At 28.2% G+C, this 13,636-nt stretch carries 13 protein-coding genes; all 13 read right to left on the bottom strand.

The features are described from left to right. Positions 1–107: 107 nt before the first annotated feature. The 13 genes from pgsA to rbfA all read right to left on the bottom strand — a co-directional run bounded on the left by pgsA (position 108) and on the right by rbfA (position 13,620). Entirely contained in the window at positions 108–653 is a 546-nt protein-coding gene (gene pgsA, locus ACFIJ5_RS06910) for a CDP-diacylglycerol--glycerol-3-phosphate 3-phosphatidyltransferase (RefSeq protein WP_379805415.1), read from the bottom strand. Beyond that, complete coding sequence (gene rimO / locus ACFIJ5_RS06905) at positions 640–1,971, bottom strand: 30S ribosomal protein S12 methylthiotransferase RimO (protein ID WP_379805412.1); 1,332 nt, start codon at positions 1,969–1,971, stop codon at positions 640–642. Before rimO ends, pgsA begins: the two co-directional genes overlap by 14 nt. 47 nt (positions 1,972–2,018) lie before the next feature. Further along, positions 2,019–4,259 carry an FtsK/SpoIIIE family DNA translocase gene (locus ACFIJ5_RS06900; protein WP_379805410.1) on the bottom strand — a complete coding sequence of 747 codons (2,241 nt, stop codon included), beginning with the start codon at positions 4,257–4,259 and terminating at the stop codon, positions 2,019–2,021. 49 nt (positions 4,260–4,308) lie between these two features. Continuing rightward, a complete protein-coding gene (locus ACFIJ5_RS06895) occupies positions 4,309–4,995 on the bottom strand; it encodes a ClpP family protease (RefSeq protein ID WP_379805408.1) in 687 nt (228 codons plus the stop codon). A 48-nt stretch (positions 4,996–5,043) separates the two neighbouring features. After that, positions 5,044–6,225, bottom strand: coding sequence for an aspartate kinase (gene dapG / locus ACFIJ5_RS06890; protein ID WP_379805405.1), 1,182 nt, complete (start codon positions 6,223–6,225; stop codon positions 5,044–5,046). Positions 6,226–6,238: 13 nt separating this feature from the next. Then, positions 6,239–6,514 carry a YlmC/YmxH family sporulation protein gene (locus tag ACFIJ5_RS06885; RefSeq protein WP_379805403.1) on the bottom strand — a complete coding sequence of 92 codons (276 nt, stop codon included), beginning with the start codon at positions 6,512–6,514 and terminating at the stop codon, positions 6,239–6,241. 54 nt (positions 6,515–6,568) lie between these two features. Further along, positions 6,569–7,831 carry a M16 family metallopeptidase gene (locus ACFIJ5_RS06880; protein WP_379805401.1) on the bottom strand — a complete coding sequence of 421 codons (1,263 nt, stop codon included), beginning with the start codon at positions 7,829–7,831 and terminating at the stop codon, positions 6,569–6,571. A 61-nt stretch (positions 7,832–7,892) separates the two neighbouring features. Continuing rightward, positions 7,893–9,998: a polyribonucleotide nucleotidyltransferase gene (locus ACFIJ5_RS06875; protein ID WP_379805399.1), complete on the bottom strand. Its 2,106-nt coding sequence runs from the start codon at positions 9,996–9,998 to the stop codon at positions 7,893–7,895. A 95-nt stretch (positions 9,999–10,093) separates the two neighbouring features. Beyond that, complete coding sequence (rpsO, locus tag ACFIJ5_RS06870) at positions 10,094–10,357, bottom strand: 30S ribosomal protein S15 (RefSeq protein WP_379805397.1); 264 nt, start codon at positions 10,355–10,357, stop codon at positions 10,094–10,096. Positions 10,358–10,479: 122 nt separating this feature from the next. Continuing rightward, positions 10,480–11,409, bottom strand: coding sequence for a bifunctional riboflavin kinase/FAD synthetase (locus ACFIJ5_RS06865; RefSeq protein WP_379805394.1), 930 nt, complete (start codon positions 11,407–11,409; stop codon positions 10,480–10,482). 23 nt (positions 11,410–11,432) lie between these two features. Next, entirely contained in the window at positions 11,433–12,305 is an 873-nt protein-coding gene (gene truB / locus ACFIJ5_RS06860; protein ID WP_379805391.1) for a tRNA pseudouridine(55) synthase TruB, read from the bottom strand. Continuing rightward, positions 12,305–13,267: a DHH family phosphoesterase gene (locus ACFIJ5_RS06855; protein ID WP_379805389.1), complete on the bottom strand. Its 963-nt coding sequence runs from the start codon at positions 13,265–13,267 to the stop codon at positions 12,305–12,307. The genes truB and ACFIJ5_RS06855 overlap by 1 nt, the downstream gene beginning before the upstream one ends. Then, complete coding sequence (rbfA, locus tag ACFIJ5_RS06850; protein WP_379805387.1) at positions 13,267–13,620, bottom strand: 30S ribosome-binding factor RbfA; 354 nt, start codon at positions 13,618–13,620, stop codon at positions 13,267–13,269. The genes ACFIJ5_RS06855 and rbfA overlap by 1 nt, the downstream gene beginning before the upstream one ends. Positions 13,621–13,636 lie beyond the last annotated feature (16 nt).

Genomic DNA, 13,636 nt, shown 5'->3' with positions numbered 1-13,636 from the left:
CTTATTATACAATATATTCTTGTATTGGTCAACTTATATAAAAAGTTCCTACTTTATATTTGCAGGAACTTTCATTTTAAATTATTGACTACTTTTTATGTTTTAAATCATTCTATTTCATCAAATACTTGTTTATTTTTAACAAAATAATCTACACCCGAAATAATAGTGATAATTACTGCAGCAATTATTGAATATTTTGCAATAGTTTCAAATACTATATTTGGATATGTTTGATTTACTAAAGAGAAAATTATTGCAACCATTTGAGTAACGGTTTTTATCTTTCCCCACCAACTAGCAGCTATTACTATTCCCTCTGACGCAGCTATAGTTCTTAATCCTGTTACAGCAAATTCCCTTGCTATTATAATAGTAGCAACCCATGTATTAATTACATGAAATTCTACTAGCAAAATTAAGGCAGCAGTTACCAAAAGTTTATCTGCTAGAGGATCCATAAACTTTCCAAACTTAGTTACTTGATTTCTACTTCTGGCTATATAGCCATCAAGTTTATCTGTTAAAGATGCTATTATAAAAATAATTGTTGCAATTAAAGTCCCATAAGGAATAACTTTAACTGTAATAAATATAAGAAAAACTGGAACTAAAATTATTCTTATTAAAGTTAACTTATTAGCAAGATTCATCACATACAACTCCTACTAAATCATATTCTAAAGATTTATTTATTTTTAATTTAATAAATTGTCCTTCTTTTAATATTTTATCACATTTAAACCATATTGAACCATCAATTTCTGGAGACATTTCATAATTTCTCCCATACCAGTACCCATCTTTATATCCTTCAACTAAAACATTGTAAATTTTACCTATTTTTTTATTATTTATTTCTTTTGATACCTTTTGTTGTTCAATCATTAATTCTTGTTGTCTTTTTTCCTTAATACTCTCTTCAACTTGATTTTCCATTTCTGCTGCTGGTGTTCCTTCTTCTTTAGAATACTTAAATACACCCAATTTATCAAATCCTATGTCTTTAACAAATTCTTTTAATTCTTTGAAGTTATCATCACTTTCTCCTGGAAAACCAACAATAATAGAAGTTCTTAAGCATACATTTGGTATTTTATTTCTTATAGTACTAATCACATTAACTATTTCTTCTTTTCTACTTCTTCGTCTCATATTTTTAAGCACATCATTACTTACATGCTGGAGTGGAATATCTAAGTATTTACATACTTTTTCATTACAGGCAATTTCATCTAACAACTCCTCAGTAATTTCTTCAGGATAGCAATACAAGATTCTTATCCATTTTATAGATTCTATATTAGATAACTCCTTTAATAACTTATGTAATTTCTTGCTTCCATATAAATCTATACCATATCTTGTAGTATCTTGAGCTACTAAAATAATTTCTTTAACACCCTTTTTTACTAAATCTTTTGCTTCATTTATGACTTCTTCCATTGGTCTGCTTCTGTAGTGTCCCCTTATCTTAGGTATTATACAGTAAGCACAATAATTATTACACCCTTCTGCTATTCTCAAATAGGCTGTACTTTTTCCAGTTGTTAATATTCTCTCACCTGTATTAATATTAGAATCACTATAATTATAATAACATAATTTTTGATTTTCATTTAAATACTTTTCTACAGTTGAAAGTATTTTCTCATAGTCATTAACTCCAAATATTAAATCTAATTCTGGTATTAACTCCATTAATTCTTTTCCATATCTTTGTGTGAGACACCCTGTAGCAATCAATACCTTACAATTATTTTTTTTATATTGTGCCATTTCCAAAATAGTATCTATTGATTCTTGTTTTGCATCTTCAATGAAACCACAAGTATTAACTATCAATATATCAGCTAACGCAGCATCATTTACTATATCATATTTTTTTGAAAATTTTCCTAAAATAATTTCTGAATCAATTCTGTTTTTGTCGCATCCCAAACTTATAAGTCCCACTTTATATTTAAGCACATTTTTTCCTCCTTATCAATTTTTATTAAATATTTTGGTAGAAATATTTAATGTGTTTCTTCTTTACTTATTAATACTTGCCTTGGTTTACTTCCATTTCTTCCTGAAACAACACCTCTATCTTCTAATTGTTCCATTATTCCAGCAGCTCTATTATATCCTATTTTTAATTTTCTCTGCAACATTGATGTTGAAGCTTGTCCTTCATTTACTACTATATTTATAGCTTCTTCTAATAATTCATCTTCATCTGAATTTTTTTTAGCTACGTTTGTATTTATTTGTTCTATTATCTCATCTTTATAATTAACTTCACTTTGTTGTTCTTTTATAAATGTAACTACTTTTTCTACTTCTTCTTCTGATATGAAAGCTCCTTGAATTCTTATAGGTTTTCCCTCTCCAACAGGATAAAATAGCATATCTCCTTTTCCTAACAACTTTTCTGCCCCTGAAGTATCCAATATTGTTCTTGAATCTATTTGACTTGAAACTGCAAAAGATATTCTAGAAGGAATATTTGCTTTTATAACTCCTGTAATAACATCAACTGAAGGTCTTTGGGTTGCTATAACTAAATGCATACCAGCTGCTCTTGCCATTTGTGCAAGTCTTCCTATATGGTCTTCTACATCTCCTGGACATACCATCATAAGGTCTGCTAACTCATCAATAATTATAACTACTCCTGGAAGTTTTTCATCCACTATACCTTTATTATATAATTCATTATATCCTTCAATATTTCTAACACTATTTTCTGCAAATAAGTTATATCTTCTAGTCATTTCATTTACAGCCCAATTTAATGCTCCAGCAGCTTTTTTAGGATCTGTAACTACTGGAATTAATAAATGAGGTATACCATTATATACACTCAACTCTACTACCTTTGGATCTATCAACAATAATTTTACATCTTTAGGTGAATATTTGTATAATAAACTTATTATTAAAGCATTTATACAAACACTTTTACCTGACCCTGTAGCACCTGCTACTAATAAATGAGGCATTTTACTTAAATCTGAAACTACACATTTCCCTCCTATATCTTTTCCTAAACAAAAACCAATTTTCTTATTAGAATTTTTAAAATCTTCACTTTCAACAACTTCTCTTAAATAAACTGGCATTAAATCTTTATTAGGTACTTCTATGCCTACTGCTGATTTTCCTGGTATAGGTGCTTCTATTCTTACACCTGACGCTGCTAAATTTAATGCAATGTCATCTGATAAATTTACAATTTTACTAACCTTAACCCCAACTTCGGGCTGCAGCTCATATCTAGTTACAGAAGGTCCTTTTGTTACCTGAAGTACTTTTGCTTCAACTCCAAAACTACTGAGAGTTTCTTCTAATTTATTAGCACTAGTTATTAGTTCTTTTTTATCTCCTCTTTTCATTTTTGATAAATCATTGTCTCTTAATAAGTCAATAGATGGAAAAAAATATTCTATATCACTTTCATCTGCACTTTTCATAATCTGCTCTGAAAGTTGTTTATCTATACTTTCATCATCAGTTGAAATTTCTTTATTATTCTTTTTGGAAGGTGCTTCCTCATTAGTTTTTAAAAAATCAATTATTTTTATTTTATTATTCTTAGAATGAGTTTTCTCCAATTTTTTATTATCATTTTTTTCTACTAGTATATCTGAAGAAACTTCTTTTTCTACTGATGTATTACTAATAACATTAGATTTATATTTCACTCTTAACCTATTAAATACATCATATATTGAAATCTGTAATATTACTAATAAGCAAATAATGTATACTGCAGTAAATATTATATAACTTCCAATTGAACCAAATAATTTGTAAATAGGTATATCTATTAAATATGATATTACACCACCATGAATAACACTAGTAGATTTATATATTTTATCTATTCCATTAACTATACTAACCCCATCGAAATGTTCATTTATAACTAACATTTCAATAAATAGTAATGTATTTATTAAAAGTGCTACACAGGCAAAAAATTTACTACTATATTTAATTTTGTCTTTTGGATATATATACATAGCTCCAATAAAAATTATAACGATAGGAACCAAATAACTACCTATCCCTACTGCTGTAATAAAAAACTTTTTTATAAATTCACCTATTATTCCAGAAGAAGATGAAGCATAAATACTAAATAAAAAAAGTATTCCTATTGTAATTAATATAATACCTTTTATTTCATTATTATGCTTTTTACGTACTACTTTTTTACTTTTTCTTCTACCCAATATTTTTTCACCTCCAAATGAAATATTTCTACACATAATAAAAATATCCTCTTAAATTTACTATAAAATATAACCATAGGATTACCTATGGTTTTTTGTTTTCTTTTATCATTTCATTAAGCTTCTTTAAAGCTTCACTTATTCCTCCAACTTCATTAATTAATCCATACTCAACTGCTTGTTTTCCAATTAATATAGTACCCATATCATTTAAAAGTTCATCTGTTTGAAGCATAAGTTTTCTTAAAGTTTCTTTGTTTATGCTTGATGTTCTAGTTATAAATTCTACTATTCTTTCTTGCATTTTATTAAAATATTCAAAAGTTTGAGGTACTCCTATAATTAAACCATTCATTCTTATAGGATGTATAATCATAGTTGCTGAAGGTGAAATAAAAGAATATTTTGCAGAAGTTGCCAATGGCACTCCTATTGAATGTCCTCCACCTATAACTAAAGAAACTGTTGGCTTAGAAAGGCTCCTAATCATTTCTGAAATAGCAAGACCTGCCTCAACATCGCCACCAACTGTATTTAGTATTATTAAGATTCCTTTAATTTGTTCATTTCTTTCCATATCTATTAACATAGGTATAACGTGTTCATACTTAGTAGTTTTAGTTTGAGGTGGCAAAACCCCATGGCCTTCAATTTGCCCAATTATTGGTAAAACTTTTATAAAATCATTTGTATTTGGAATATTAGGAACACCTAACTCCTTTATATTCTCTCTTGCATTTACTTCTTTATTTACATTTTGTGGCATATCCATTCCTCCTAACACAATTATTGTGTTCAGAAGTTGGATTTGATATACATTTTACCCCAAATGAAATTCTTTATGCAATGCATTTATAGCATTTTTAGCATTTTTAGATTCAACTAAACACCAAATTGTCATATGTGAATCTGCTGTTTGAAGCACTTCTATTCCTTCTTTAGTTAATGCTCTTAAAATCTTAGCCATTACTCCAGGTATTCCTCTCATCCTTGAACCTATTATAGCTATTTTTGTACAATTTTCAATGCAAGTACACTGTAAATCTAATTTTTCCATTATTACCTGTAATTTTTTTTCATCATTGGCATCTATAGTAAATATAGTTTGATTTGGAAAAAGATTTATCAAATCTAAGCTTATTGAATTATCTGCTAATGTATTAAAAATATCATCATACTCTCTTGTATTATTGAATTCAACTTTTACTTGAACTCTATTATCCATAAAAGTAATACCAGTAATTACATTAGTATCTCCAACATTATTTATTACTGTACCCTCACTATCATTTAAAGTATTTTTTATTATTAAAGGTACATTTCCCTTCATAGCAACTTCTACTGCACGTGGATGAATTACTTTAGCACCTTGCCCTGCAAGTTGAAATACTTCATTATAACTTATTTCTTTTATCAATGACGCTTCTGAAACAATTCTAGGATCTGCTGTCATAATTCCGTCTACATCAGTATATATTTCAATTTTTTCTGCATTTAATGCTACTCCTAAAAGTGCAGCAGTATAATCACTTGCTCCTCTTCCTAATGTTGTAATAAATCCTTTTTCACTTATTCCTTGAAATCCAGCAACAATAGGTATTTTACCATCATTTAATATTTTAAATATATTATCAGTTTGTGTTCTTATTAATTCTGCATCATTAAAATTTTCGTCAGTTATTATACCTGCTTGACCACCTGTTAAAGGAACAGAAAAAATATTCTTCTTACTTAATTCGTAACTCATTACAACCGTACTTATAGTTTCTCCACAACTCATTAATAAATCGGAAGCTAATGGGTTTTCCATTTTAAAGTTATTATCAATCAACGAAAGTAGTGTATCTGTAGCATATGGTTCATTTTTTCGTCCCATTGCAGATACTACAATTACAGGCATATATCCTTTTTTTCTTGCTTTTATTATCTTATCTATAACTAATAATCGCTTTTCATGTGTTGATACAGAAGTTCCTCCAAATTTTTGTATTACGATTTCCATTTTTCATCCTCCATTATATATGAGTTTTTTTGATAGTATTTTCATCAACATCAATTATTATAGTTCTTGAGCCTATTTTTTTTACAAAATCCCAAGGTACTTCACTAAATGTACTATTACTAAATATAGAAAATCTACTTTTAGACTCATTTAATATAAGAAGTTGTAATTCACCATATTCATCTACAACAATGTCATTATCACATAAACATCCATGTTTGTCACCATCATTTATATTTATTATTTCAAATCTTTCCATATCACTATATAATTTAATCTTATCGTCCATCTTTATTCCTCCTTTAATATACCTCACAAAAATCTTATGAAGTATATTAAAAGATTATTCCATTTTTTTTATCAAACTTTCTATTTTAGAATATTGTCCTACAAAAGCTGAATTTATTACTCCTTTAGAAAATGTATTTTCCATTATATCATTTAATTTTTTTCTATTTATTTTATCTATTTGCTTTAATATTTCTTGTGGTTTTTTTATTTTATTTAAAAACAATGAAGATTTACCATTAGCAAACATTTTACTACTGGTACTTTCTAATCCTAATATATAATTACCTTTTAACTGTTCTTTAGCATTATATAACTTTGTATCATCTACACCTTTTTTTACAAAATTATCTATTTCCTTTTTTATTGTATATACAGCTTTTTCAGTATTATTAGGGTTTAATCCAGTATAGACAGTAACTATACCTGTATTTTTTAAAGAAGATACACTTGAATAAATTGAATAACAAAGTCCCATTTCTTCTCTTAATTTTTGAAATAATAGTGAAGAGGCTCCTCCACCTAATATATTATTTAAAATAAGAAGTGAATAAACATCACTGTTCCCTAATTCTATTCCAGGTATACCTAAATTGATATGCATCTGCTCTATCTTTTTACTCTTGAATAAATGATTACTCAAAAGTTTAGGATTTGAGTAACTTGTAATCTTTTTGGTATCAATATCACTCTTCCAACTTCCAAAATATTTTTCTATAATATTTTTAATTTCATTTATATTAAAATTACCACAAATAGATATAACAGAATTTTCTGGTATGTAATAAGATTTTATATAATCTTTTAATTGTTTTCTTGTGAAACTTCTCACTGTTTCACTTGTGCCAAGTATAGGGTATGATACTGAATCATTTCCCCATATAGCTCTACTATGTAAATCTATTAAAACATCTTCAGGTGAATCTTCAGCCATGTTTATTTCTTCGATTATTACCCCTTTTTCTTTTTCAATATCTTCATCCATGAATTCACTATTAAATAACATATCTGATAATATGTCTAAACACAATTCTAAATGTGTATTTAATGTCTTTGTGTAAAAACAAGTTAATTCTTTTCCTGTAAAAGCATTTATTTGTCCTCCCACATTTTCAATAGATTCTACTATATCTTTAGCTTTTCTACTTGTTGTTCCTTTGAAAAACATATGTTCTATAAAATGAGATATGCCGTTATTTTCCTCACATTCATTTCTTGAACCATTTTCAACTAGAAGACCCACGCTAACAGAATTTACATAATCAATACTTTCTACAGCTACTCTCAATCCATTATCAAGTTTAAATAAGTTATACATACATTTATCCCTCTTTTACGTATAAAATTATTCAAAAAATAAAAAGGCACTTAATGCCCTTCTATTTTTCCTCATCACTGTTAGATTCTTTGATAGCGTCTTTTCTTGATAGATTTACTCTACCTTGACTATCAATTTCAGTAACTTTTACTAATATCTCATCCCCAACTGAAACTATATCTTCAACTTTATTAACACGTTTAAAATCTAGTTTAGATATATGCACTAATCCTTCTTTACCTGGAAGTATTTCTACAAATGCTCCAAAATTAGTTGTTTTAGTAACTTTTCCTAAATATATTTCTCCTACAGTAACTTCTTTAGTAACTGTCTCTATCATTTTAATTGCATTATCAGCATTTAACTTGTCATCTGATAAAATAAATATAGTTCCGTCTTCTTTAATATCTATTTTAACTCCTGTTTCAGCAATTATCTTGTTTATATTTTCTCCACCTCTACCAATAACATCACGTATCTTATCTGGAGAAATATTCATAGTATAAGCTCTTGGTGCATACTCTGATAATTCATCTCTATGTTCTGGTATACACTCGTTTATTTTGCCTAGTATTGTTAATCTTGCTTTTCTTGCACCTTGTATAGCATTCTTTATACATTCATTTGAAAGACCTTTTATTTTAGTATCAACTTGTATTGCAGTTATTCCTTTTTCAGTACCGGCAACCTTAAAGTCCATATCTCCAAAGAAATCTTCTAACCCTTGAATATCTGTTAAAATTTCCTCATGAGTTAAATCTTCATTTGTGATAAGACCCATTGCAATTCCTGCTGCTGGTCTTTTTATTGGAACTCCTGCATCTAAAAGAGCTAAAGTACTTCCACAAACACTTGCTTGAGAAGTTGATCCATTTGAACTTAAAACCTCAGATACTAATCTAATTGTATAAGGGAACTCCTCTTCTGAAGGAATTAGTGGTTCTAATGCTTTTTCCGCTAAAGCACCGTGTCCTATTTCTCTTCTTCCTGGTCCTCTTAAAGGTCCAACCTCACCTACACTGTATGATGGAAAATTATAATGATGCATATATCTTTTGGATTCTTCTGCTCCTAATCCATCTATTATTTGCACATCACCTAAAGGTCCTAATGTAGCTACTGTTAAGACTTGTGTTAATCCTCTTGTAAATAATCCTGTACCATGAGTTCTTGGAAGTAATCCTACTTCACAAGCTAAAGGTCTTATTTCTTCAAATTTTCTACCATCTGGTCTTCTATGTTCATTTAATAACATACTTCTGACTATTTCTTTTTGCATTCTGTAAAATACATCATTTATATCCATTTGATTATCTGGATATTTTTCATCAAATTGTTCACTTATCTTTGTTTTTATACCATCAAGAGCTACATTTCTTTCATCCTTATCTGTTATATACATAGCCTCTTTTACCATGTCAGATGCAAACTCTCTTAACTCTTTTTCAACAGTTTCATCTGCTTTAAAGCATTTAGGTTCTTCTTTCTTTTTACCTATCTTACTCATTAGCTCTTTTTGAAATTCTACTATTTTTTTACATTCTTCAAATCCGAACATTATAGCATCATACATAACATCTTCAGGTATTTCATCTCCACCTGCTTCTATCATCATAACTCTATCACTAGTTGCTGACACTGTTAAGTTTAATAAACTTTTTCCTCTTTGTTCTAATGTTGGATTTATAACAAATTCACCATCAACCATACCTACTGATACAGTTCCTACAGGATTATCAAATGGAATACTTGATAAACATAAAGCTATTGATGTTGCATTTGGTGCTAATATTTCAGGAACATTATCTTGTTCAACTGAAAGAACAGTACAAACTATCTGTACATCATTTCTATATCCTTTAGGAAATAATGGTCTAAGTGGTCTATCAATTGCTCTTGCAGTTAAAATAGCCTTTTCTGATGGTTTTCCCTCTCGTTTTATAAATCCTCCTGGTATTTTACCAACTGCATATAACCTTTCTTGGTATTCAACACTAAATGGTAAAAAATCTATTCCTTCTCTTGGTTTACCTGATGCATTTGCATTTACTAATATAGCTGTGTCTCCATATCTTACTAATACAGCTGCATTAGAAAGCATTCCTACTTTTCCGTATTCTACAACTAAAGGTCTACCTGCAACCGTAGTTTGAAATACATTATTCATATTCATAAACCTCCTTTCAGTATTTACTACTATTATTGTCAAATTTAATTAATTTTATTTTAACTATATAAATAGAGCGGATAAACCGCTCTAATTTATTTTCTTAATCCTAATTCAGCAATTATAGCACGATATCTTTCTATTTCTCTATCTTTTAAGTAGTTTAAAAGACCTCTTCTTTGACCAACCATCATTAAAAGACCTCTTCTTGAGTGGTGATCTTTTTTATGAACTTTTAAGTGTTCATTTAGATGATTAATTCTTTCTGTTAATAAAGCTATTTGTACTTCTGGGCATCCTGTATCCCCTTCATGTTTTCCAAATTTTTTAATTAGTTCAGCTTTTCTTGCTTTATCCATTTTACGCACCTCCGAAATTTTTATCCCCATCATTCCAAGAATAACGTTGGCGAATCAATATTCATAGAATGAGGTTCACAGCTGTATTATATCAAATAAATATATAATTGTAAATTAATTTTTTAATATATTGGTATTATTGGTTGATTATTAGCATACATCTTATCTTTAGACAACTGATTAATTAGTTGTTGTACTGATTGAAATTTTACTTCATTTCGCATTCTTTTTACAAAATATACTTCTATATTTTCTCCATAAATATCTTTATTAAAATCCAATATATTTGTTTCTATAGTAAGATTTTTACCATCAACTGTAGGACTATAACCTATATTTGTTATACCTTTAAATATTTTTTCATCATATTTTACCACAGTATAATAAACACCATTTTTAGGTACAATCATATCACTATTAATTTTTATGTTTGCAGTAGGGAAATTCATTTTTCTTCCGAAATGTTTTCCTTTTATTACTTCACCTTCTAAACTAAAACACTGGTATAGCATACTATTAGCTTTTTCAACATTGCCTTCTTTTATTAACTTTCTTATTCTTGTACTACATACGATTTCATCTTCAAATTTTACTGGACTTATAATATGTAAATCGAATCCTAATTTTTTACTTAATTTTTTTAGTAATTCTACATCTCCACTATTTTTACGTCCAAATCTAAAATTGAATCCCACTATAATTCCTTTAGCATTATAATGTTTTATTAAAAGTTCAATAAATTTTTCAGGACTTATGCTCATATATTCCTTATTAAAAGGAACTAAATTGACCATGTCAATGCCCATTTTGTTTAGAAGAGTAACCTTTGTTTTATTACTCATTATTAACTTTGGAGCCAATTCTTTATTTATTATACTTAATGGATGATTTTTAAACGTATGTATCATACTTTTAGTATTATTATCTTTAGAACATTGTATAGCTTTTTTTATTAACTGCATATGTCCCAAATGTAACCCATCAAAACTGCCTAGTGACACATATGTATCACTAGACAAATTCATTTTAAAATTATCTTCAATAATTACCATATAAATTACCCCTAGAATTTTAATTATCCCAATTGTTTAATAAGTTTAAATCCATTATCTGTTAACATTCCTAGTCCTAAAAAATTATCACAGCAATAAACTCTATATAATACATTACTACTTACATTTTTTACTGCTCTTTTATCTTTCAAAACCACTCCATTTTTGAGCAATTTACCAAATTTATCTGAAAATTCTATTTTACTGTATTTTTTTAGTACTTCCTCTGAACTCATTAGAAAATTTTGTATATTTTCTGTATTTAATTCTGAAAGCTCAATAGAATTTTCTTTTGTAAACTGACCTGTCTTTGTTCTTTCTAACTCCCACATAACAGAACCACACTTTAATTTTTCACCTATATCATAGCATAGACTTCTAATATACGTACCTTTTGAACAACTAACTTTTAATTGTACAAAAGGTATATCTATATTTAAAATTTGTATTTCATGAATTACCACATTTCTAGGTTTACGTTCAATTTCTATACCTTTTCTGGCAAGTTCATATAATCTTTTCCCGTTGACCTTTATAGCTGAATACATAGGTGGAATCTGCTCAATAGAACCTTCAAAAGATTTTACAACTTGAATTATTTTGTCATTTGTAACATCTGTAATTTCACTTGTTTTTATAATTTTTCCCTCTGTATCATAAGTATCTGTAATAATACCTAACTTTAATGTAGTTATGTACGTTTTAGAATTTTCCATTATATAATTAATTATCTTCGTACTTCTACCTATGCATACAGGAAGCACACCACAAGCTTGTGGATCTAAAGTTCCTGCATGACCTACCTTTTTTTCAGAAGATATCTTACGAATTTTTCTTACAACATCAAAGGATGTAATACCTTTTGGTTTATAAATATTCAATACTCCGTTTAACATTAAATCAACTCTTTTTCTACTTCTTTTACTATGATATCTTTTGCTTCGTCTATTTCTTTATTTAAAAACATACCTGCAGCTCTAGTATGTCCTCCTCCTTGGAAGCATTCTGCTACTTTTCTAACATCTACTTGAGCTTTAGATCTCAAACTTATTTTTGTTCCTTCTTCAGCTTCTTTTAGTAAAATAGTAACTTCTACTGTATCAATTACAGTACCAAGGGAAACAATATCTCCAGTGTTTGATGAATCAATATCAAATTCTTCTAGCATATCTTTTGTTATCTTCATAACACATATTTTTTCATTACACGCTAATTCCATATTTTCAATTACTCTTCCAGAAAACTTAACCTTATTATAAGATTTATTTTCAAAAACTTTTCTATGGATATCACTAAAATCAATACCTGTATTTATAAGATCTCCAGCAATGGTGTGTGTAACACATGTTGTACCTGAATGTCTAAAAGATCCACTATCAGTTATCAAAGAAGTATATAAACATGCTGCCATCTCTTTATCAATTGATATATTCATCATTCTAAGAATTTGATATATAACTTCTGCAACTGCAATAGCATTAGTATCCACATAATTGTAATCTCCATACATTTCATTAGTACGATGGTGATCTATATTTATAAGTGTAAAATTTCTATTTGTAATATCTAAATCTTTAACATTTATTCTTTTTACATCTCCACAATCTACTACAATTACACAATCAGTTTCTTCTAATATTTCATCACTTATTCCGTCTATTTCTTTTGCAAAAGGCAAGAAAGATAAATTAGTTGGTATTTTATCTTTAGATACTATATATACCTCTTTATTTAACTTTCTTAATCCCTGCATTAACGCTAAAGAAGTTCCTACTGAATCACCATCAGGAGACTCATGGAAAGTTACAGCTATCGTACTACTTTCCTTTATTTTATTAATGATATCATTCATTATCATTATTCATCGCTCTCCTTTATTTTTTCTAAAAGAGCGTCAATGTGCATTCCATGTTCAATACTATTGTCTAATTCTATAATTATTTCAGGTGTATACCTTAAACTTACCTTTCTTCCAACTTCTCTTCTTATGAATCCAGAAGATTTTTTAAGAATTTTTACTGTCTCTTCTTTATTCTCATCTTTGCCAAATATACTAACATAAACTTTAGCGTATCGTAGGTCTCTTGTTACATCTACTTTTGTAACACTTATCATTGAATTTATTCTTGGATCTTTTATTTGTGTTTGTATAATATTACTAATTTCTTTTCTTAATTGTTCATTTATTCTTCCGCCTCTATATTTACCCACAGCGTCATCTCCTTTG

The sequence above is a fragment of the Haloimpatiens myeolchijeotgali genome (assembly GCF_042688525.2).
GTDB lineage: Bacteria > Bacillota > Clostridia > Clostridiales > Clostridiaceae > Haloimpatiens.
Note: the sequence above shows the minus strand (reverse complement) of the source record. Positions and strands in the feature narration are given on the sequence as shown.